The organism is Kitasatospora sp. NPDC059327 (assembly GCF_042752535.1).
Classification (GTDB): domain Bacteria; phylum Actinomycetota; class Actinomycetes; order Streptomycetales; family Streptomycetaceae; genus Kitasatospora.
In genome coordinates this window covers 1-21,431 of sequence record NZ_JBHYYB010000041.1, presented here as the reverse complement: position 1 = coordinate 21,431, position 21,431 = coordinate 1, and the positions used below count along the sequence as shown (strand labels likewise).

General features: G+C 71.3%; 14 protein-coding genes. All 14 read right to left on the bottom strand.

All coding sequences use genetic code 11. From position 1 onward, the window contains the following. Positions 1 to 42 precede the first annotated feature (42 nt). Complete coding sequence (locus tag ACFXHB_RS24025; protein ID WP_380576660.1) at positions 43 to 1,662, bottom strand: ABC transporter substrate-binding protein; 1,620 nt, start codon at positions 1,660 to 1,662, stop codon at positions 43 to 45. A 175-nt stretch (positions 1,663 to 1,837) separates the two neighbouring features. Next, positions 1,838 to 2,857 (bottom strand): ABC transporter ATP-binding protein, encoded by a 1,020-nt coding sequence (locus ACFXHB_RS24020; protein ID WP_380576659.1) that lies wholly within the window; start codon positions 2,855 to 2,857, stop codon positions 1,838 to 1,840. Further along, positions 2,850 to 3,899, bottom strand: coding sequence for an ABC transporter ATP-binding protein (locus ACFXHB_RS24015; RefSeq protein ID WP_380576658.1), 1,050 nt, complete (start codon positions 3,897 to 3,899; stop codon positions 2,850 to 2,852). The genes ACFXHB_RS24020 and ACFXHB_RS24015 overlap by 8 nt, the downstream gene beginning before the upstream one ends. 19 nt (positions 3,900 to 3,918) lie before the next feature. Next, entirely contained in the window at positions 3,919 to 4,857 is a 939-nt protein-coding gene (locus tag ACFXHB_RS24010) for an ABC transporter permease (protein ID WP_380576657.1), read from the bottom strand. After that, positions 4,850 to 5,794: an ABC transporter permease gene (locus tag ACFXHB_RS24005; protein WP_380576656.1), complete on the bottom strand. Its 945-nt coding sequence runs from the start codon at positions 5,792 to 5,794 to the stop codon at positions 4,850 to 4,852. The genes ACFXHB_RS24010 and ACFXHB_RS24005 overlap by 8 nt, the downstream gene beginning before the upstream one ends. A 90-nt stretch (positions 5,795 to 5,884) precedes the next feature. Further along, positions 5,885 to 7,519 (bottom strand): ABC transporter substrate-binding protein, encoded by a 1,635-nt coding sequence (locus tag ACFXHB_RS24000; protein WP_380576655.1) that lies wholly within the window; start codon positions 7,517 to 7,519, stop codon positions 5,885 to 5,887. Positions 7,520 to 7,949: 430 nt separating this feature from the next. Continuing rightward, positions 7,950 to 9,818 carry a translational GTPase TypA gene (gene typA, locus ACFXHB_RS23995; protein ID WP_380576654.1) on the bottom strand — a complete coding sequence of 623 codons (1,869 nt, stop codon included), beginning with the start codon at positions 9,816 to 9,818 and terminating at the stop codon, positions 7,950 to 7,952. Between the two features lie 387 nt (positions 9,819 to 10,205). Further along, the gene (locus tag ACFXHB_RS23990; RefSeq protein ID WP_380576653.1) at positions 10,206 to 11,990 is read right to left on the bottom strand and encodes an ABC transporter family substrate-binding protein; all 1,785 of its coding nucleotides are present in this window, start codon (positions 11,988 to 11,990) and stop codon (positions 10,206 to 10,208) included. A gap of 84 nt (positions 11,991 to 12,074) precedes the next feature. Then, a complete protein-coding gene (locus ACFXHB_RS23985; protein ID WP_380576652.1) occupies positions 12,075 to 14,669 on the bottom strand; it encodes a SpoIIE family protein phosphatase in 2,595 nt (864 codons plus the stop codon). Positions 14,670 to 14,890: 221 nt separating this feature from the next. Beyond that, positions 14,891 to 17,623 carry a SpoIIE family protein phosphatase gene (locus ACFXHB_RS23980; protein WP_380576651.1) on the bottom strand — a complete coding sequence of 911 codons (2,733 nt, stop codon included), beginning with the start codon at positions 17,621 to 17,623 and terminating at the stop codon, positions 14,891 to 14,893. Between the two features lie 342 nt (positions 17,624 to 17,965). Continuing rightward, on the bottom strand, positions 17,966 to 18,373 hold the full coding sequence (locus tag ACFXHB_RS23975; RefSeq protein ID WP_380576650.1) for an NUDIX domain-containing protein: 408 nt from the start codon (positions 18,371 to 18,373) through the stop codon (positions 17,966 to 17,968). A 10-nt stretch (positions 18,374 to 18,383) separates the two neighbouring features. Then, positions 18,384 to 18,536: an SPOR domain-containing protein gene (locus ACFXHB_RS23970; protein ID WP_380576649.1), complete on the bottom strand. Its 153-nt coding sequence runs from the start codon at positions 18,534 to 18,536 to the stop codon at positions 18,384 to 18,386. A 209-nt stretch (positions 18,537 to 18,745) separates the two neighbouring features. Further along, positions 18,746 to 20,215 carry a DUF4190 domain-containing protein gene (locus ACFXHB_RS23965; protein ID WP_380576648.1) on the bottom strand — a complete coding sequence of 490 codons (1,470 nt, stop codon included), beginning with the start codon at positions 20,213 to 20,215 and terminating at the stop codon, positions 18,746 to 18,748. Between the two features lie 163 nt (positions 20,216 to 20,378). Beyond that, the gene (locus ACFXHB_RS23960; protein WP_380576647.1) at positions 20,379 to 21,197 is read right to left on the bottom strand and encodes a methyltransferase domain-containing protein; all 819 of its coding nucleotides are present in this window, start codon (positions 21,195 to 21,197) and stop codon (positions 20,379 to 20,381) included. Between the last annotated feature and the right edge of the window lie 234 nt (positions 21,198 to 21,431).

Below are 21,431 nucleotides of genomic sequence, written 5' to 3'. Positions count from 1 at the left end.
GCCCTCCGTGCGGGGAGGGCGGGGCCGGCGCGGGGGGCTGGATCAGCCCTTGACCTCGACCTGGGTCCAGGCCGGGTTGCCGAAGGAGTCGAAGGCCACGTTCTGGACCTTGGTGGAGTAGCCCGAGTTGGTGCGGTAGTACCAGAGCGGGATGGCCGGCATGTCGTTGGCCAGCACCTTCTCCGCCGCCTGGTAGCCGGTCACCGTGTCGCTCACGCTGGCGGCGCGGTCGGCCTGGTCGGCCAGCTGGTCGAACTGCGGGCTGCTGTAACCGAAGTCGTTGGACGCGGCGCCGGTGCGGTAGACGTCGGCCATGAAGTTGGCGTTCAACGGGTAGTCCTGCACCCAGCCGGTCCGGAAGGCGCCGCTGATCTGGTGGCCGGTGATCGCCGCACGGGCGGTCTTGAAGTCGGGCTTCGGGTCACCCACGCAGTCCACGCCGGTGCTCTGCCGGATCGAGTTGCAGACCGCGTCCACCCATTCCTTGTGGCCGCCGTCCGCGTTGTAGGTGATGGTCAGCTTGTTGCCGGGGACGCCGCCGCCCTCGGTGACGAGCTGCTTCGCCTTGGCCGGGTCGAAGTTGCAGAAGTCGCCGCACTGGCCGCTCTTGTAGCCCTCGACGCCGTCCGCGACCCAGGCGGAGGCCGGCGCGCGCGAGCCCTGGAGAACGGTCTTGGTGATGGTCGACCGGTCGATCGCCATCGACAGGCCCTGACGGACCTTGGCCTTGTCGGGGCCCGCCCACTCCGGCTGGTAGAGCGTGAAGCCGATGTTCTGGATGGCGCCCTGCGGCGCGTCGATCGCCCGGTCCCCGAGGTCGCTCTTGTAGGTGGCCAGCGCGGAGGGCGGCACCTGGTCCATCACGTCGAGGTTGTTGGACTGCAGGTCCGCGTAGGCCGCCTCGGCCGTGTTGTACATCTTGAAGACGATGCCGCCGTTCTTCGGCTTGTCCACGCCCTGGTAGTTCGGGTACGCCTTGGTCACCACCTGCTGGTTGTGGTCCCAGCTGACGAACTGGTAGGCGCCGTTGCCCACCGGCTTCTGCCCGTACCCGGCCGGGTCGTTGAAGAAGGCGGTGGGGAGCGGGGAGAAGGCGATGTAACCGAGCTTGTACTCGAAGTACGAGACCTTGTTCCGCAGCTTGACGGTGAAGTGCGTGTCGTCGGTGACGGTCAGCCCGGACATCTTGGTCGCGGTCGGCTGGCCACTGGCCGGGTGGACGTCCTGGTAGCCCTCGATGTCGGAGAACCAGGAGCTGTTGATCTGGTTGTTGCTGGTGGTCGCGCCCCAGTTCCAGGCGTCCACGAAGTTCTGCGACGTGACCGGAGTGCCGTCGTGGAACGTCCAGCCGCTCTTCAGCGTGACGTTGAAGGTCTGCGAGTCACTGGTGTCGATCGAGTCCGCGACCTGCATCCGGATCTTGGCAGTGCTGGGGTCGTAGTCGACCAGCCCCTTGAACAGGTTCTGCAGGATGCGGCCGCCACCGGTCTCGTTCGCGTTCGCGGGCTGCAGGGGGTTCTGCGGCTCGCTGCTCTGGTAGCTGAAGGTCTTGCTGCTGTCCGACGAACTGCCGCCTCCGCCGCTACTGCTGCACCCACTGGCCACCAGGGCCACAGATGTCGCAGCGGCGAGGACCCATCGAGCACGAGTGGCTGCGGGCATGGAGGTCCCTCCTCAAGGTGTGTGTCGCATCACACCCCATGAGAAGCGCGGCCGCCCGGCGGCGCGAGTCGGGTACCCCCGGACGGGTGCAGCGGACCGCGCGGGAAGTTGACGGAACGCCGGAAGGGCCCCCGGCTCGAAAGCCGCGGGCCCTTCCGGGGGAACGCCTCGGGGATCAGACGGCGGCGACCGTCTCCCGGACCTCGGCGAAGTGGCAGGCCGACTCGTGGGCGGCCGCGCCGCTCAGCGTGGTCGGGATCGCCAGCAGCGGGGACTCGGTGGAGCAGCGCTCCTCCGCCTTCCAGCAGCGGGTGCGGAACCGGCAGCCGGACGGCGGGTTGGCCGGCGAGGGGATGTCGCCGGTCAGGATGATCCGGTCGCGGGACTCGCGCGCCGTCGGGTCCGGCACCGGCACCGCGGAGAGCAGCGCCTGGGTGTACGGGTGCGTGGCGTTCTCGTAGATCGCCTCGTCGCTGCCGATCTCGACCATCTTGCCCAGGTACATCACGCCGACCCGGTCGGAGATGTGCCGGACGATCGAGAGGTCGTGCGCGATGAACATGTACGACAGCTCGAACTCGGTCTGCAGCTGGTCCAGCAGGTTGATCACCTGGGCCTGGACCGAGACGTCCAGCGCGGAGACCGGCTCGTCGCAGATGATGATCTCGGGCTTGAGCGCCAGGCCGCGGGCGATGCCGATGCGCTGGCGCTGGCCGCCGGAGAACTGGTGCGGGTACCGGTTGATGTACTCCGGGTTCAGGCCGACGACGTCCAGGAGGTCCTGGACGGCCTTGCGGCGGTCGCCCTTGGGAGCCACCTCGGGGTGGATCTCGAAGGGCTCGCCGATGATGTCGCCGACCGTCATGCGCGGGTTGAGCGAGGTGTAAGGGTCCTGGAACACCATCTGGATGTTCCGGCGGACCGCCTTGAGGGCGGCGCCGGACAGCTTGGAGATGTCCTCGCCCTTGAACAGCACCTGGCCGGAGGTGGCCCGCTCCAGGTTCATCAGCACCTTGGCCAGCGTGGACTTGCCACAGCCGGACTCGCCGACGATGCCGAGCGTCTCGCCCTTCATCAGGTCGAAGGAGATGCCGTCGACCGCCTTGACCGCGCCGACCTGCTTCTTGAAGAGGATGCCCTGGGTCAGCGGGTAGTGCTTGACCAGGTCCTTGACCTCCAGGATGGGCTCAGCCATGGAGGGTCTCCTTCCAGAGGTGGCACGCGCTGCGGCGGCCGGTGAGCTCCGTGCCGTCCTTGTCGGTCACCTGGTGCAGCTTCGGGGTCTCCGAGCGGCACAGGTCGGTGGCGACGTCACAGCGGGGGTTGAACGCGCAGCCGGCCGGGACCTTCAGCAGGTTCGGGGGCAGGCCCTTGATCGCGTACAGCTCCTGGCCCTTCTGGTCCAGGCGCGGGATCGAGCGGAGCAGGCCCTTGGTGTACGGGTGCGCGGGGTTCGCGTACAGGTCGTGCACCGGGGCGGTCTCGACGATCCGGCCGGCGTACATCACGGCGATCTTGTCCGCGACGTCGGCGACCACGCCGAGGTCGTGGGTGATCAGGATCAGGCCCATGTTGTACTCGGCCTGCAGCTCCGCCAGCAGGTCCATCACCTGGGCCTGGACGGTGACGTCCAGGGCGGTGGTGGGCTCGTCGGCGATGATCAGGTCGGGCTCCATGGAGAGCGCCATGGCGATCATGATGCGCTGGCGCATACCGCCGGAGAACTGGTGGGGGTAGTCGCCCACCCGCTGCTTGGCGGCGGGGATGCGCACCCGGTCCATCAGCTCGACGGCCTTGGCCCGGGCTTCCTTCTTGGACAGGCCGCGGTGCACCCGGAACATCTCGCCGAGCTGGTCGCCGACGGTCATCACCGGGTTCAGCGAGGAGAGCGCGTCCTGGAAGATCATCGCGATCTTCTGGCCGCGGATCAGCCGGCGCTCCTCCTCCTTCATCGCGAGCATGTCCTGGCCGCGGAAGAGGATCTGCCCCTGGCTGATCTTGCCGGGGGGCATGTCCAGGATGCCCATGATGGTCTGCGCGGTCACCGACTTGCCGGAGCCGGACTCGCCGAGCACCGCCAGGGTCTCACCGGCGGCGACGGAGTAGTTCACGCCGTTCACGGCCTTGGCGACGCCGTCCCGGGTGTGGAACTCCACGTGGAGGTCACGGACCTCCAGCAGCGGGGTGCCGATTTCGAGGCGGCCGCTCTTCTGGTTCTTCTCGATCACGGTGGTCATCGGGTCGTCACCTCTTCTCTCAGCGGAGCTTCGGGTCGAGGGCGTCGCGCACCGCGTCGCCGAGCATGATGAACGCCAGCACCGTGACGCTCAGCACCGCGGACGGGAAGAGCAGCACGTGCGGGGCGGTCAGGAAGCGGGGCTGGGCGTCGCTGATCATCAGGCCCCAGGAGATCTCCGGGGACTGGACACCGATGCCCAGGTAGGACAGGGCCGCCTCGGCACCGATGTACACACCCAGGCTGATCGCGGAAACGACGATCACCGGGGCGATGGCGTTCGGCAGGATGTGACGGAAGGTGATCCGGAAGCTGCCGGCGCCGAGCGCCTTGGCCGCCATCACGTAGTCGTTGTGCTTGTTGGACAGCACCGAGGCACGCATGATGCGGAAGATCTGCGGCCAGCCGAGCACGGCCATCACGACGGAGACGGTGTAGGCGTTGCCCTTGCCGAGCATCGACATGATCAGCATGCCGCCGAGCAGCAGCGGGATCGAGAAGAAGATCTCGGTGAAGCGCGACAGGATGCTGTCGGTGATGCCGCCGACCCAGCCGGCCAGCAGGCCGAGCAGGGCACCGATCACGGTGACCGTGGTGGTGGTGAGCACACCGACGATGATCGAGTTGCGGGCGCCCCAGATGGTGCGGGTGTAGACGTCACAGCCCTGCACGTCGAAGCCGAACCAGTGCTCGGCACTCGGGCGCTTCAGCGAGTCGGCCAGGTCGCACGCGCCGCCCGCGAGCGGGTTGCCGTCGGTGAACAGCTGCGGCACGGCGGCGATCACCAGCAGGGCGGAGACCAGCACGGCGCCGATGATGAAGACCGGGTTGCGGCGCAGGTCGCGCAGCGCGTCGGACCAGAGGCTGGCAACGCGCTCGGGCTTCTGCTTCTTCTCCGGCGCGGCCTTCGGGGCCTTGTCCTCGGGGGCGTCGGGGCCCACGGTGATGGTGTCACTCATAGCGGATCCTCGGGTCGAGCACGGCGTACAGCAGGTCCACGAGCAGGGTGGTGATCAGGTAGATCATCACCAGCAGGGTGACCATGCCGACGATCACCGTGCCCTGCTTCTGGTACACGGACTGGGCGAGCAGACCGCCGATGCCGTGCATGTTGAAGATCTTCTCGGTGATGACCGCGCCACCCATCAGACCGCCGAGGTCGGCACCGAGGAAGGTGACGATCGGGATCAGCGCGTTGCGCAGGGCGTGCCGGCCGATGACCCGACGACGCTTCAGACCCTTGGCGACCGCGGTGCGGACGTAGTCCGCGCGCATGGTCTCCATCAGGCTGGTGCGGGTCAGTCGGGCGACGTACGCGAGCGAGGTCGACGCCAGCACGAACGCCGGCAGCAGGTAGGCCCGCAGCCCGTCGTCCTCGTTGAAGGAGACCGGGAAGAAGTCGATGCCGTAGTCGGTCTTGAGCTTCACGCCGAGGACCAGCTGGAGCACGAAGCCGGTGACGAAGACCGGGATCGAGATCACGAACAGCGTGCTGATGAGGACCAGCTGGTCGATGAACTTGCCCTTGCGCAGGGCCGCCATGACACCCGCCAGCACCCCGATGACGGCCTCCATGACGAAGGCGACCACGGCGAGGTTGACGGTGTACGGGAACGCCTCGCTGATCATGTCGGTCACCGAGCGACCGGTCAGGCTCTCGCCGAGGTTCCCCTGGAAGACCCCTGAGATGTAGTTCCAGTACTGCAGCAGGAACGGGTCGTTCAGGTGGTACTTCTGGCGGATCATCTCCGCCACGAGCGGGTCGGCCCGCTTCTCGCCGGCCAGAGCCTGCACCGGGTCACCGGGCAGGTAGTGCACCAACGCATAGATCAGCAGCGTCGCACCGAGCAGGACAGGGATCGCCTGTATCAGTCGGCGGATGACATAGCGGCCCATCAGACCTCCACACTTTCGGACAAGGAAGGGAGGCGGGAGGACTCGGACTGTAGTCCGGCCCACCCGCCCCCGATCGTCTGATTAACCGGATCAGCCGGCGAGCTCGACCTCGTCCAGGTTCATACGGCCCTGGGCGTCGGTGTCGAAGTTCTTGATCTTCTTGCTGTACGCGGCGGAGGACATGTAGGTGTACACCGGGATGTACGGCAGGTCCTGCACCAGGATGTCGTCGGCCTGCTGGTACAGCTTCTGGCCCTCGTCCTGGGTCTTCGCCTGGTCGGCCTGGTTCAGCAGGTCCTCGAACTTGTCGTTGACGTAGCCGCCGTAGTTCGAGCCGTTCTCGATCGCGACCTTGGAGAAGATCGGACGGAGGTAGTTCTCGATCGACGGGTAGTCCATCGACCACGCCATGCGGAAGGCGCCCGAGTACTGCTTGCCGCCCAGCGCGTCGAGGATCTTGCCGAACTTCTCGAACGGCTTGGTGGTGACCTCGATGCCCAGGTTCTTCTTCAGCTGGTTCGCGACGGCCTCGATCCACTCCTTGTGGCCACCATCGGCGTTGTAGCCCAGCTCGATGGTGTTGCCGGGGACGCCACCGGCCGTGTCGAAGAGCTGCTTGGCCTTGACCGGGTCGTACTTCGCCGCGTCGCCCATGGCGCCCTTGCGGTAGCCCGGGATCAGCGGGTTGACGAAGTCGTCGGCCGGGACGCGGGTGCCCGAGAAGATCGTCTTGGTGATCGCCTCGCGGTCGATCGCCATCGAGATCGCCTTGCGGATCTCCGGCTTGCCGTAGGTGGCCGGGTTGGTGGCGATCGGGAAGCCGATGTAGCCGACGCCGGACTCCGGCTTGTAGATGTAGCGGTCGCCGAACTCGCTCTTGACGCTCGACAGGGCCGAGATCGGCAGCTTGTCGGTGGCCTGGATGTTGTCGGCGCGCAGGTCGTTGTACGCGGTGTCCAGGTTGTCGTAGATCTTGAAGGTGACGCCCTGGAGCTTCGCCTTGCCGTCCGAGGCAGGGAAGTTCTCGTAGCGCTTGACCTTGATCTGCTTGTTGTGCTCCCAGGCGCCGTCCATCTCGAACGGGCCGTTGCCGATCGGCTTGTCGGCGAACGCCTTCGGGTCGGTGAAGAACGCCTTGGGCAGCGGGTAGAACGCGTTGTAGCCCAGCATGGTCTTGAACTGGGAGAACGGCTGCGTCAGCGCGACGGTGAAGGTCTTGTCGTCGACGACCGTCAGGCCCTTGAGCTTGTCGGCGGCGGGCTTCTTGTCCTTGCCCGGGGCCAGCTCCTCGGAGCCGTCGATCTTGGCGAAGAACGGCAGGCCCTCGGCCGCGTTGTCCTGGTTGGCGCCCCAGTTCCAGGCGTCGACGAACGACTGGGCGGTCACCTTCTCACCGTTGTGGAAGGTGTAGCCGTCCTTCAGCTTGATCGTCCAGAGCTTGCTGTCGGCGCTCTCGATCGACTCGGCGACGCGCAGCTTCGGCTCGTTGGTCTTGTTGTCGTACTCGACCAGGCCGGCGAAGACGGCACCGAGGACCTCGGCACCCTCCGACTCCGCGGTGTTCTGGGGAACCAGACCGTGCTGCGGCTCGCCGAGCTGGACGGCGATGCTGCCGCCGCCGGAAGAGGCCTTGTCACTGCTCTTCGAGCTGGTGCTGCAAGCGGTCGCCGCGAGGGCGATAGCGGTCGCCGCGACGATCCACTTGGTCTGGGTTGCACCGCGCATGGGGGATGCCTCCTGAAATCGACTTTCCAACGAGGAGAGCACCACGGTCGGCTGACGCCGCTTCCGTTGTGCCGTCCGCGCTCGTGGTTTCGGCGCGCACCCCTGCGCGTTAACCCTTGACCCGAGCCTGACTGCACCCACTATCCGTCACGTACGGACACGAAAGTGACCACTAGCGATCTCAATTAGGTCACATGAACGGTCGGTAAGTTTCGAAAATCGGACATAAGAGACATACTCAGACAGGCATTAAACGGACAGTCGTCATGAATGACGGACTGTCACGTTCGCTCAGCGGACACCTTGCCGTGTTAAGCGCTATTCCGTTTATACGCGCGTCGACAGCGTGGAGTAGTGAAAAACGATCGCCCCCCTCTCCATTGGAAAGGGGGGCGACCGATTCAAGCCAAAGGCTGTTTAAACCCGGGTGTCAGGCCTTCTTGGCGCGCGAAGCCGAACGGCCACGCTCCTTCTGGTCCAGGACGACCTTGCGGATTCGCACGGTCTCCGGGGTGACCTCGATGCACTCGTCCTCGCGGCAGAACTCCAGCGACTGCTCCAGCGAGAGCTTGCGCGGCGGCACCAGGTTCTCGGTGGTGTCGGAGGAAGCGGCACGCATGTTGGTGAGCTTCTTCTCCTTGGTGATGTTGATGTCCATGTCGTCCTGGCGCGAGTTCTCGCCGACGATCATGCCCTCGTACACCTCGGTGGTGGGCTCGACGAAGAGCGTGCCGCGCTCCTGGATGCCCATCATCGCGAACGGCGTCACGACGCCCGCGCGGTCCGCGACCAGCGAACCGTTGTTGCGCATCCGCAGCTCGCCGAACCACGGCTCGTGGCCCTCGAAGATGCTGTGCGCGATGCCGGTGCCGCGGGTGTCGGTCAGGAACTGGGTCCGGAAGCCGATCAGACCGCGCGACGGGACGATGAACTCCATGCGGACCCAGCCGGAGCCGTGGTTCGTCATGGTCTCCATGCGGCCCTTGCGGGTCGCCATCAGCTGGGTGATCGCGCCGAGGTACTCCTCGGGGCTGTCGATGGTCATCCGCTCGACCGGCTCGTGGGTCTTGCCGTTGATGACCTTGGTGACGACCTGCGGCTTGCCGACGGTCAGCTCGAACAGCTCCCGGCGCATGGTCTCGACCAGGATGGCCAGCGCCAGCTCGCCACGGCCCTGGACCTCCCAGGCGTCCGGACGCTCGGTCGGCAGCACGCGGAGCGAGACGTTACCGATCAGCTCGCGGTCCAGGCGGTCCTTCACCATGCGGGCGGTGACCTTGTGGCCCTTGCCGCCCTTGCCGACCAGCGGCGAGGTGTTGGTGCCGATGACCATCGAGATGGCCGGCTCGTCCACCGTGATGAGCGGCAGCGCGACCGGGTTCTCCAGGTCGGCCAGGGTCTCGCCGATCATGATCTCGGGGATGCCCGCGACGGCGCAGATGTCGCCCGGGCCGGCCACCTCGGCCGGCTTGCGGGTGAGCGCCTCGGTCATCAGCAGCTCGGTGATCTTGACCTGCTGGACGGAGCCGTCCCGCTTCATCCACGCGACCTGCTGGCCCTTGCGCAGCTCGCCCTGCTCGACGCGGCAGAGCGCGATACGGCCGAGGAAGTTGTCGGCGTCCAGGTTGGTGACGTGCGCCTGGAGCGGGGCGTCCTCGTCGTAGGTCGGGGCCGGGACGTGCTCCAGGATGGTGGAGAAGAACGGCTCCAGCGAGTCGCTGTCGGCCGGCACGGTGCCGTTCTCCGGCTTGGTCATCGAGGCGACGCCGTCACGCGCACAGGCGTAGACGATCGGGAACTCGATCTGCTCCTCGGTGGCGTCGAGGTCCAGGAACAGGTCGTAGGTCTCGTTGATGACCTCGTCGATCCGGGAGTCCGGACGGTCGGTCTTGTTGATGCAGAGGATGACCGGCAGCTTGGCCGTCAGCGCCTTGCGGAGCACGAAGCGGGTCTGCGGCAGCGGACCCTCGGAGGCGTCGACCAGCAGCACGACCGCGTCGACCATCGACAGGCCGCGCTCGACCTCACCACCGAAGTCGGCGTGGCCGGGGGTGTCGATGATGTTGATCGTGATCGGCGCGCCACCCTCCTTGGGGTGGTACTTGACGGCGGTGTTCTTCGCGAGAATGGTGATGCCCTTCTCGCGCTCCAGGTCGTTGGAGTCCATCATGCGGTCGTCGAGGTGCTGGTGGGCGGCGAAGGCGCCGGCCTGCTTCAGCATGGCGTCGACCAGCGTGGTCTTGCCGTGGTCGACGTGGGCGACGATGGCAACGTTGCGGATGTCATTGCGCGTGGGCATGCGGAGCGGATTCTCCCGGAATCGTGGGTTACGGCGCCCGGCTGCGTGACGCCGACCGGCGATCCCTGTTGATCGCCGCCGCCCGTACCGCCTGCTACTACCGGTCCACCCGCCGGGCAGGACATGCCACGGCTTCCTCCTATCGTACGTGGAACCCTCCAGGTCGGCCGAAACGAGCAGGTCGGGCGGGATCAAGATCACAGATGGATCACCCGCTCTTCACCCGGCGGACGCCGTGGGAACGGCTCCCGGACACCGGGCCGCCCGACCACCGCCGGCCCGTCCGGGGCCCGCTCGCCGCCCTGCGGTTCCCCGCGCTGCCGCCCTGCCGTTCCCCGCCCTGCCCCGCGCCGTCCTCGCGCTCCGCGGGCCCGCCGCGCGGCCGGCTCAGCGGGCGAGGAAACCGACGTCCTGGAAGCGCGGCCGGGTGAAGCCCCAGGCGCCGGCGGCCGCGACGTCGTCACGGACGGCGACCAGCTCCGGGCGCTGGTAGAGCGGGACGGAGTGGCCGAGCTGCCAGATCCGGGTGTCGGCCTCCTGGAGCAGGGCCGATCGGGCGGTCCCGTCCAGCTCCGCGGCGGCGCGGTCGAGGAGCCGGTCGATCTCCTCCGTGCCCACCCGGCCGTAGTTGTCGCCGGGCTCCAGGGCGCCGTCCGGACCGGGCCGGGGCTTGGCGTAGACCGGGCGCTGGTCGGCCGCCGGATCGGGGCCGGCCGGCCAGGCGAACAGCGCGAGGTCGTAGTCCCCGGTGGCCAGGTGGCCGGGAACGAAGGCCTCGGCGGGGACCGGCACCGGCCGCAGGGCGATGCCCGCCGAGGCGAGGCCGGCGGTCAGCGCGTCGGCCGTCCGGCGGGCCAGCGCGGAGTCGGCGGGGATCAGCAGGGTGAGGACGAGGGACCGGCCGTCCTTGGTCCGGGTGCCGCCGCTCGCCGGACGCTTCCAGCCCGCCCGGTCCAGCAGCCGGCCGGCGTCCACCGGGCCGAGGACGTCGCCGTTGTCGCGGTAGCCGTCCTGGTCGCCGGCCAGCAGGTGGCTGCCGAGCGGTGCCGGGGCCAGCCCGAACGGGGTGAGCGCGGCGTCGGCGGTCCGCCGCCGGTCGACGGACCGGGCGAGGGCCTGGCGGACGGCCGGGTCGGTGAGCGGCCCGCGGGCGGCGTTCAGGGTGAGCTGGGTGAGCGAGGCCGCGGCGGCCCGGTGCACGGTGACGCCGGGCAGCGCCTCGGCGCGCCGCAGCGCCCGGGCGGCGGCGTCGACGGTGTCGGCGGCGTCACCCGAGCTGCCGGGCGCCGCCGAGGCCCGGTCGACGGCCGTCGTGATCGGGGCGATGTCGAGCCGGTCCTGGTCGAGCGCGTCCAGCCGGCGCTCGGCCGGGGTGGCCAGGAAGTCGATCCGGTCGGCCTTCGGCGTCTCCCCCCACCAGAGCGGGTTGCGCACCAGGGTGACCCGGCCGCCCGGAACGTCGTACCCGGAGACCGTGAACGGCCCCGCGGTGGGGTGTCCGGCCGTCGCTCCGGTCAGCGGCCGATCGAAGGCGGCCGGGGTGGCGGTGTCGACCGCGGGGTACAGCGGCCCGAACAGGTTCTGCCAGCCGGCGCAGGAGCGGCGGAGGACGACCTTGACCTCGGACCGGTCGGCGCCCTGGGTGATCGAGTCGATCGCGTCGTAGCCGGCCGGACGGGCGGCGGTGTACGCGGGGTCCCGGCCGGAGAGCGCGGCCCGCTGGGCGGTGAAGTCGGCCACCGAGAGCGGGGTGCCGTCGCTCCAGACGGCGCGCGGGTTGAGCCGGTAGGTGACGACCTGGGGCAGCTGCCCGGGCGGGGTGGACTCGGCGGACTCCAGGTAGTCCGGGTCGGGGACCGGCCGGCCGTGCCGGTCCGGCCGGAACAGCGAGGGGTAGAGGGCTTGCGCCAACAGCGCCGAATCGGCCGTCGCTGCGGGCGCGTGGACGTTCAGCGTGGCGGGGACGGCGTCCAGGGCCCAGCGCAGCGTGCCACCCTCCCGGATCCCGGCCCGGTCGTACGGGGGGAGGTCACCGGTGACGGCGGTGGGGGCGGCGGAGACGGGGACGGGCTCCGGCGGGCGGGCCGGGACCGGGGCGCCGGAGCAGCCGGCCGGGCCCCCGACGGCGAGCAGCAGCGCGGCGGCTGCGAGGGTGAGCTGGCGGACGCGCATGGCGGCCATCGAACGCCGGGCGGACGCGGACGGCCGCACCGACACGGCGGGCCGCCGGGAGAGCCCACCCGGACGGCCGAGCCGCTAGAGCGACAGCTCGAACCAGACGATCTTGCCCTTGGGCGTCCGCCGGCTGCCCCAGCGCTCGGCCAGCAGGCTGACCAGCTGGAGCCCGCGCCCGCCCTCGTCGGTCTCCTGCGCGCGCCGCTGGCGCGGTTGGGCGTAGCCGTCGTCCCAGACCTCGCAGACCATGCTGCGGTCGCGCAGCAGCCGGAGCCGGATCTCGCCCCGGCCGTGCCGGAGCGCGTTGGTGACCAGCTCGCTGACCAGCAGCTCGGTGGTGTCGACCAGCTCGTCCAGGCCGCGGGCCAGCAGCCAGCTGCAGGCCAGCTCGCGGGCCTTGGCCACCGAGGTGGGCTCGGGCGGCAGGAACCAGTTGCCGACCGCGTCGTCGGGGAAGGCGTGCACCTTGGCCATCAGCAGGGCGATGTCGTCCTCGCCGTGGTGCGGGTTGAGCTCGCCCAGGACGTGGTCGCAGAGGTCCTCCAGGCCCTTGCCCTCGGCCGACAGCGCGGTGCGGAAGGCCCGCAGGCCCTCGTCCAGCTGGTGCTTGCGGCTCTCCACCAGCCCGTCGGTGTAGAGGCCGAGCACGGCGCCGTCCGGCAGGGTCAGCTCGACCTCCTCGAAGGGCTCGCCGCCGACGCCGAGCGGCAGACCGGGCGGGACGTCGAGCATCCGGGCGGGCTCGTCCGGGCTGAGCAGGACGGGCGGCAGGTGACCGGCGTTGGCGAAGACGCAGCGCCGGGTGACGGCGTCGTAGACCGCGTAGACGCAGGTGGCCAGGTAGACCTCGCGGGCCTCCTCGTCGGCGGTCGAGGTGAGCCGGCCGTACGGGGTGGGTGAGCCGGCGGGCGCGGAGTCGTCGCCCAGGCCGCGGGCGATCTCGTCGAGGGCGGTGAGCACCTCGGCGGGGTCGAGGTCGAGCATGGCCAGGGTGCGGACGGCGGTGCGCAGCTGGCCCATCGCCACGGCGGCCCGCAGACCGCGGCCCATCACGTCGCCGATCACCAGCGCCGTGCGGTTGCCCGGCAGCGGGATGACGTCGAACCAGTCGCCGCCGACCTCGGTGTTGTTGTTGCTGGGCAGGTACCGGCAGGCGATCTCCAGGCCGCTGGCGGCCGGGTTGCCCGGGGGCAGCAGGCTGCGCTGCAGGATCAGCGCGCGCTCGTGCTCGCGGCGGTAGAGCCGGGCGTTGTCGATGCAGACGGCGGCGCGGGCCACCAGCTCCTCGGCGATGGCGACGTCCCGGGCGTCGAACGGCTCGCTGCCGATCGCGCGGGAGAGCTGGACCAGGCCCAGCACCTGGTCGCGGGCGACCAGCGGGACGATCAGGGTGGAGCGCAGCAGGGGGTCCGGTCCGGGCTCGGGTACGACGCTGCGGCCGGTGCGCAGCGCCCGGGCGTGCGGCGAACGGCGCGGGTAGCAGAGCGTGCCGCCGGCCTCGGCGATCGGCAGGCCGGTGACCGAGCCGAGTACCGAGGAGGCGCCGCCGACCACGCTGGAGACGGCCACCCGGCGCAGCTCGCCGCTGCCGTCGGTGAGCACGCCGTCGCCGTACCGGCCCGCGCTGGGGACGGTCTCGCCGGAGAGCAGCGCGGTGTAGAGGTCGACGGTGGCGAGGTCGCAGAACGGCGGGACGACGACGTCCAGGAGTTCCTTGGCGGTGGTCTCCAGGTCGAGCGTGGAGCCGATGTGCGCGCTGGCCTCGTTGAGCAGGGCGAGGTTGCGGCGGACGCCGTCGGCCTCGCGCTCGGCGACGTGCCGGCTGGTGACGTCGGAGACCTGGCCCGCCACGCCCGTCGGCTGGCCGGCCGCGCCGTTGAGGCGGTAGAGCGAGACGGCCCAGAGCCGGTTGCCCTCGCGGGTCGGCACCGCGGAGTGGAAGCGCAGGTCGAAGACGGGTTCGCCGGTGGCGATGACCTTGCGCAGCGCGGCGGTCAGCCGGTCGGCCTCGGAGGCCGGGAAGATGTCGTGCGCGGTCAGGCCTTCGAGGTCGGTGGGGACGAGGCCAAGCCCGGAGGCGAAGGCGTCGTTGACCCGCTGGAACCGGAGCCGGTCGTCGAACAGGACGAAGCCGGTCGGAGTCTGGCCGAAGACGGCCTCGGAGGCGGCGAGGTCGGTCTCGATCCGGCGCAGCCGGCCGAGGTCGACCGCGAGACAGGTGGCGCCGGCGGTGGGCAGCGCGCTGTCGGGCATCAGATAGAGCTCGGCGAGGCCCTCGCCGCCGGTGGCGTCGCGGTAGGGCGTGGTGCCGACCCACTCCTCGCCGGCCAGCGTGCGCTCCAGCCGGGCGCGGCCGCGCTGCCAGAGCTCCCGCGGGACGAAGGTGGTGATCGGGTCGGCGCCGACCGCCTCGGCGGCGGGCAGGCCGAAGAACTCGGCGGCGCGGTCGCTCCACTGGCTGATCCGGCCGTCGGGGCCGATCGCGAAGGTGGCGACCCGGATGTAGTCGTAGATCGAGCCCGGGTCCCCCGCGCCCCACTGATGGGCGCCGACCACCGGGCGGACCGCCCGGCCGTGCCCCTGGGACGGGGCGGGCAGGTGCGGCGAACCGGCCTGCCCGGGCACAGCGGCATGACCGCTGCTGCTCGGCGCGTTACGCGCCGGGGTGCTGTTCAACGGACCGACCCCTCCAAACCCGCGACCGTCCGGATGCCGAGAAGACCGAGTATTCATCATCGAGGGGTACGTTCACACGCCCTCAACATCACAACATCAGATCGGGCGAAGGTTTTTGTCCTACCGCCCGCGCAACCACAATGCCACGCCCGCGCCCCCTGCCGGAGTGCGCGCTCCCCCCGGCCGCCTGATGGCATATGCAGTCCCGTTCTACTCGCGTCCTACTCGGATCCCGACTCCTCGGGCTCATTACCCGGCAGCGCCTGCTCGAACCAGACGACCTTGCCCATACCCTCCGCCCGGGCGCCCCACCGCAGCGCGAGCCGGCGGACCAGCTCCAGGCCTCGGCCGCCCTCGTCGGCCTCGGCCGCGTGGCGCGCGCGGGGCGGATCGGGCAGCGGATCGGAGATCTCGACCAGCAGCGTCTCACCCAGCGTCAACCGTACTCCGATGGGAGCGCTCGCATAGCGGACCGAGTTGGTGACCAGCTCGCTGACCAGCAGCTCGGCGGTGTCGGTGAGCTGCTCGACACCCCACTCGACCAGTGCGGCGCGGACCAGCCGGCGGGCCCGGGAGACGGCGGTGGGCTCGGCGGGGAGCGTCCAGCCGGCGGTCGGGGTGCCGGCCTGGCCGTGGCCGAGCCGGGCCAGCAGCAGCGCCACGTCGTCCGGCTCGCGGCCCTGCTCCATGGTGTCCAGCACCGCCTCGCAGGCCGCCTGGATGGAGGCGTGCGGCTGCTGCAGCACGGTGACCAGCCGGCCGAGGCCGACGTCGAGGTCCTTGTCGCGGGACTCCACCAGGCCGTCGGTGCACAGGGCGAGCAGACTGCCCTCGGGGATCTTGAGTTCGACCGACTCGAACGGGACGCCGCCGACGCCGAGCGGCGCGCCGGAGGGCAGGTCGAGGATCCGGCCGACACCGCCCAGCAGCGGGCCGCCGGACCGGGTCGGCTCCTCGGCCGCCCCGCCCGGCACGATCAGCACCGGCGGGATGTGGCCCGCCTTGGAGACCGTGAGCCGGGTCGTGGCCGGGTCGAACACGGCGTAGACGCAGGTGGCCAGCAGGGCCTCGTCCGGCCCCTGGGCGAGGTCGTCGGCCAGCTCGTGGACGTGCCGCAGCAGCACGTCGGGCGGCAGGTCGAGGGCGGCCAGGACGCGGACGGCGGTGCGCAGCCGGCCCATCGTGGCGGCGGCCCGCAGACCGTGGCCCATCACGTCGCCGACCACCAGCGCGGTGCGGTCGCCGGGCAGCGGGATGACGTCGAACCAGTCGCCGCCGACCTCGGTGCCGCTGCTGCCGGGCACGTACCGGTAGGCGACCTCGACGCCGGTGGGCTGCGGGACCTGCTGCGGCAGCAGGGTGCGCTGCAGGGTGAGCGCGGCGGTGCGCTCCCGGGCGTAGAGCCGGGCGTTGTCGAGGGAGCTGCCGGCCCGGTCGGCCAGCTCGACCGTGAAGGCGAGGTCGTCCCGGTCGAAGCCCTCGCGGTAGCCGGCCCGGCTGACCAGCAGCAGGCCGATCACGATGCCCCGCGCGCGCAGCGGCACCACCAGCATCGAGTGCACGCCCAGGTCGTGGGCGGCCTGCATCTTCGGGTCACCGGGGTAGGTGACGTCGCTCAGCTGGTCGGCGCCGGAGACCGGCTCGGGGACACCGGTGCGCAGCACCCGCCCGCAGGCGGAGTCCTCGGCGAAGGTGATCCGGGCACCGCGCCGGAGCATCACCTCCACCTCGGGGCCGTCCTGGACGGAGGCGGTGCCCAGCTGCAGCAGCGAGGTGCGGCGGTCGTGGCCGTGCCGGGGCAGGTCGTCCCCGTGCGCGACGGCCTGGAGCAGGATCACCGCGGAGTGGTCGGTGAGCCGGGGCACCACCGCACCGGCCAGCTCCTGGGCGATCCGCGAGGCGTCCAGCAGGTCGCCGACCCGGGAGCCGAACTCGTTGAGCAGCGAGAGCCGGCGCCGGGCGTGCTCGACCTTGGCGACCGCCCGGTAGCGCTCGGTCACGTCCATCACGGTGCCGGAGATGCCCAGGACCCGGCCGGCCCGGTCGGTCATCCGGCTGTAGGAGATCGAGCGGTACCCGGAGCGGGCGGTGACCGGCGAGGCGAGGGTGACGTCGATGACCGGTTCGCCGGTGGCCAGCACCTGGCGCTGGATGGCGGTGATCTCGTCGGCGGCCCGCTCGGGCAGGGTCTCGCCGGTGGTCCGCCCGACGTGGTCCTCGGTGGCCATGCCGTTCATCTCGGCCAGGGTCTGGTTGACGGCGGTGTAGCGCAGGTCGGTGTCGAGGATCGCGATGCCCAGGGGGGACTGCTCGAACAGCGCGTCGCGGACCGCGAGGTCCCGCTCGACCGCCCGGACGGCCGCCGCCTCGGCCAGGTTGACCTGGAGGAACGGCGTGCCGTCACCGTCCACCAGCAGCGAGAGCCGGGCCTCGACGGTGACCGCGTCGCCGTCACGGTCGCGGAGCTCCGCGAGGCCGGCCCAGCGGCCGTGGCGCAGGGTGTCCTGGATCGCGGCGCGGATCCGGACGACCTGGTCCGCGTCCGGGATCAGCTCGTCGATCCGGCGGCCGACCAGCAGCTCGTTCGGCCAGCCCAGCAGTTCCTCGGCGGCGGGGCTCCAGAGCACCACCCGGCCGGCGGTGTCCAGGATGGCGATGGCCACCTTCACCACGTCGAGCAGGTTGCCCTCGCGCTGGCCGCCGGGAGCGCCCGGCTCGGCGCCGGGACCGCCCGGGAAGGGGCGGGCGGGGCGGCTGCGGGGGCCCGCCGACTCGGTCACGTCGGGCACCACCAGGGACGGCACCAGTCGCTCCGGCGGCTGGGCCTCGGGGGCTCCGCCGTCGCCCCGGCGGCGGGAGGTCGGGGCCTGGGGCGGCTGGGGCGGCTGCGGCCGCTGCGGGCGCGCACCACGGCGCAGGCGGGCGCGGGCGGAGGCGCTCCCCCCGGTACCCATGCGTCCCGCTCCCCCGCCACCGTGACCGGTACTCGACACCGACGGGGCCTCCGGCTCTGGTCGGGATCGGCTTCGCCGGCTGGGGACGGCTCACCGATGGTGACGAATAGTGCCGAAAAGTGACATACCCAGCAGAACCCAGGCTATCCCGGCTCAAGGGTCGTCTTTTCTGATTGACCTACCTGGCGTATTGCGCGTGGCGGGGGCAGCTGCTCCCGCGCACGCGGTGTGCGGGAGCGCGTGCGAGGCGCGCCGGGCGTGCCGGAGGGGCGCGCGGGGCGTGCCGACGGGCGGCGAGGCGGGGGTGTGGCGGGGGTGTGGCGGCGGATCGGCGCGGGGCGCTCAGCCCGCGGTGCGGGCCTCGGTCAGCAGCCGGGTGAGGTGCGGAAGGACCTCGCGGTCGTGGTCGAGCCAGTCCAGCCCGTCGAGCGCGTCGGGGCCGAGCCACCGGAGCTCGTCGTGGTCCTGCAGCGGCCGCGGATCGCCGGAGAGCAGTTCGGCCACCCAGAGCCGCAGCTCCAGGCCCGGGCGGACCAGCCACGCGCCGGGCAACCGCTCCAGCGCCTTCGCCCGGACACCGAGCTCCTCCAGCAGCTCCCGCTCCAGCGCCTGGGTCTCGCTCTCACCGGGCTCGACCTTGCCGCCCGGGAACTCCCAGCGCCCGGCGACCTCGGCCGGGGCACTGCGGCGGGCGGCCAGCACCCGGCCCCGGTGGACGAGCGCGCCCCCGACGACGATCCGGTTCTCCATGGCCCCGACCCTATGCGGCCTCGGCCTCCACCCAGTACAGCTGCTTGTGACCGCGGGCCTCGAACTCGGCCGCCAACCGCTCGGCCTCGGCCCGGTCCACCCCCCTGGCGACCACGTAGCGGTTGCCGTTGTCGTCCTGGCGCATCACCCGGCAGCTCTCCATGCCGCCGACCCTAAGCCCTTCGGGCCGGGGCGGGCCGGTGGCCTGCCCCGGCCCGGGCGGGTGGACCCGGCCCGCGTGGGGGTCGGGCCGGGCCCTCGCGCACGGACGCTACGCCCGGCGCGCTACCGACAGGTACGGGCCCGGTTAACGCCCGGTAAGACGCGGGCCCGGCCGCTCCCGCCGTCGGCCCGGACTCCGGAGCCGGGCGGTCAGGCCCGGATGTCGCCGACCTGCTCACCGGTCGAGAGACCGAGCTCGCGGCGGATCTCCACGGTCAGCTTGGCCGACTTGGCGACCAGCGACTTGGCGCGCCGGATCTCACGTTCGAGCGCGGTCGTGTCGACGGTCCTGGCCGCGCCGTCCCAGGCCGTGGCGGCCTCGCGCTGGGCGGCCACCAGCTCGGCCACCTTCGGCCTGGCGCCCTCGGGCCAGACCGTCGTGCTCCTGGACAGCTGGTCGGCCTCCTTGCGCGAGGCCTCGGCCATCCGGCTCGCCCAGGCCACGTGCTCGGAGCGGGCGTCGGCCACCTCGGCCTCCGGCTCGCTCCAGCTGGCGGTGTTGTAGGCCCGGGCGGCCTCCAGATAGGTCAGCTGGGCCGCCGTCAGCTTGCCCCGGTCGGTGCGGACGCTGCCCAGGTGTCCGGCGTCGCGGTCCTCGTAGGCGCAGGTGGCGTAGCGCTCGCCGGACTTCCAGTTGGCCCGGCTCGGGTAGAGGTAGACCTCCGCCATGCCGTCCGGCACGACCCAGAAGTCGAGCGCGTAGTCACCGAGCACCGGGCCGCAGAGGGCGGCGGCGCTCTCCCGGACACGGCTCTCCCCCGGGTAGGCGTTCCCGTCGCTCTCCGGGATCCGGGCGGTGCCGGCCACCTCGCCGTGGTGCGGCAGCACGCAGGGCGCCTTGACCACCCACAGGACCGTCTGGTCCCCGTCCTCGGGGTAGTCGTCCCCACCGGGCGGGTTGTAGCAGTCACCGGACTTGAGGGAGGTCCAGAGCACGGAGCCCGCGGGCGCCTTCGGGCCGCGGACGGGGCGGTCGGCCTCACTGCCCGACTCGACGCCGGCGGCGAGGACGCCGATGAAGAGCAGCAGGGTGACCAGCACCCCCAGGACGCCCAGCACCACACCGGTCACCGCCATGCCGCGGCCGCGCTCGTTGCGCTTGGGGATCTGGACCAGCGCGACGATGCCGAAGGCGAGCGAGAGCGGCCACATGCAGAGCAGGCCGGTGACCAGGGCGGCGACGGAGAAGCCGTTGGTGACCTCGGGAGCCGGGTAGGCGTAGCCGGGCTGGTAGCCGGAGAGCGCGCCGGGCGGGACGGCGGCCCAGCCGGTGGCCGGCGGCGGGCCGGGCGGGACCGGGCCGCCGCCGGTGGCCCACGGGTCGGCGGCGGGGGCGGCGAGGGCGGTCGTCCCGGGGACGGCCCACGGGTCGGCGGGGGCCTCCGGCGCGGCGGGCGCCGCCGGGGCCGGGGGTTCCGCCCCGGCCTGCGCCGGCTTGGTCAGCTCCACCCGCTCCGCGGGCGCCGGAACACCCGTCGGCGCCGCGCCCGCCGGCACGCCGTCCGCGGCCGGTGCGTCGGCCGGGGCGGGGCTGTCCGACGCGGGGGTGTCCGACGCGACGGCATCCGGCACGACGGCATCCGGCGCCGGGACGGGCACGTCGGACTCGGGCTTGGACACGTGGACTCCCCCGGCCCGGTCACGGGCGTCAACTCGGCAGTTACGACTAGAACGTTCCGTGGACGGACCGGCGGGCGGACCAGCAGGCGGAGCACGGGAACGGACGCGCGACTTTACCCGATCTTGGCGAACATCCTCTCGCCCTTTTCCGGCCGCCCGACGCTCACCGACGGCGCGCCAGCACCTCGCCGTGCAGCATCGCGAACCAGCCGTCCTCGGCGGCCGCCCAGGCCTGCCACCCGGCGGCGATCCGCTCCAGTTCCACCCGGTCCGCGTACCCCTCGGCCACCGCCACGTCGGCGATGTCGGAGGCCAGGATGCGGTCGGCCCACAGCCCGCCCCACCACTCCCGCTGTTCGGGCGTCGCGTACGTCCAGCTGCTGGAGGTCGCGGTGATGTCGGTGAAGCCCGCCTCCCGGGCCCAGGACAGCAGCCGTCGGCCGGCGTCCGGCTCGCCGCCGTTGTCCCGGGCGATCCGCCGGTACAGCGCCAGCCAGCGGTCCAGCTCGGACACCTGCGGGTACCAGGCCATGGTCGCGTAGTCGACGTCCCGGGCCGCGACCACGCCGCCCTCCGCCGTGACCCGGCCCATCTCCCGCAGCGCCCCCACCGGGTCGGCCACGTGCTGCAGCACCTGATGGGCGTGCACCACGTCGAACTCCCCGTCCGCGTAGGGCAGCGCGTGCACGTCGGCGACCTCGAAGACCACGTTGGACAGGCCGCGGTCCGCCGCGTACCGGGCGGCCGACTCCAGCACCTGGGCCGAGCTGTCCACGGCCACCACCCGCCCGGTGGGGCCGACCAGCTCGGCCAGCTCGGCGGTGATCGTGCCGGGGCCGCAGCCGACGTCCAGCACGGCCTGTCCGGGCCGCAGTTCGGGGCGCAGGTAGGCGGCCGAGTTGGCCACGGTGCGGGAACGGTGCGAGCGCAGCACGGGCTCGCGGTGGCCGTGCGTGTAGACGGTGGGCTGCTGTCCGGTCATGACGGTCCCCCTGGGGTTCGGTCGGTCCCTGCGGTCGGTTCTCCCGATGTCTCCGACGCTACTCCTCGTCCCGCATGACGAGAAGATTCGTCTCATATTCTGATCGCACCGTTGCACACGAAAGCCCCCGCCCGGGGATCCTGAGTTCTAGTGGTCGTTGCAACACCCCATCCCAAGGGGTGCGATGGACTTCGAGATTCGTGGGAACCGGACGGTGGCCCAGGGGCCGAAGCG

Bases quoted from the DNA above. Each gene is read 5' to 3' on its own strand.
- ACFXHB_RS24000 (WP_380576655.1), bottom strand. From the start codon at position 7,519: ATGCGCGGTGCAACCCAGACCAAGTGGATCGTCGCGGCGACCGCTATC.
- ACFXHB_RS24005 (WP_380576656.1), bottom strand. From the start codon at position 5,794: ATGGGCCGCTATGTCATCCGCCGACTGATACAGGCGATCCCTGTCCTG.
- ACFXHB_RS24025 (WP_380576660.1), bottom strand. From the start codon at position 1,662: ATGCCCGCAGCCACTCGTGCTCGATGGGTCCTCGCCGCTGCGACATCT.
- ACFXHB_RS24010 (WP_380576657.1), bottom strand. From the start codon at position 4,857: ATGAGTGACACCATCACCGTGGGCCCCGACGCCCCCGAGGACAAGGCC.
- ACFXHB_RS23975 (WP_380576650.1), bottom strand. From the start codon at position 18,373: ATGGAGAACCGGATCGTCGTCGGGGGCGCGCTCGTCCACCGGGGCCGG.
- ACFXHB_RS23990 (WP_380576653.1), bottom strand. From the start codon at position 11,990: ATGCGCGTCCGCCAGCTCACCCTCGCAGCCGCCGCGCTGCTGCTCGCC.
- typA (WP_380576654.1), bottom strand. From the start codon at position 9,818: ATGCCCACGCGCAATGACATCCGCAACGTTGCCATCGTCGCCCACGTC.
- ACFXHB_RS23980 (WP_380576651.1), bottom strand. From the start codon at position 17,623: ATGGGTACCGGGGGGAGCGCCTCCGCCCGCGCCCGCCTGCGCCGTGGT.
- ACFXHB_RS23960 (WP_380576647.1), bottom strand. From the start codon at position 21,197: ATGACCGGACAGCAGCCCACCGTCTACACGCACGGCCACCGCGAGCCC.
- ACFXHB_RS24020 (WP_380576659.1), bottom strand. From the start codon at position 2,857: ATGGCTGAGCCCATCCTGGAGGTCAAGGACCTGGTCAAGCACTACCCG.
- ACFXHB_RS23970 (WP_380576649.1), bottom strand. From the start codon at position 18,536: ATGGAGAGCTGCCGGGTGATGCGCCAGGACGACAACGGCAACCGCTAC.
- ACFXHB_RS24015 (WP_380576658.1), bottom strand. From the start codon at position 3,899: ATGACCACCGTGATCGAGAAGAACCAGAAGAGCGGCCGCCTCGAAATC.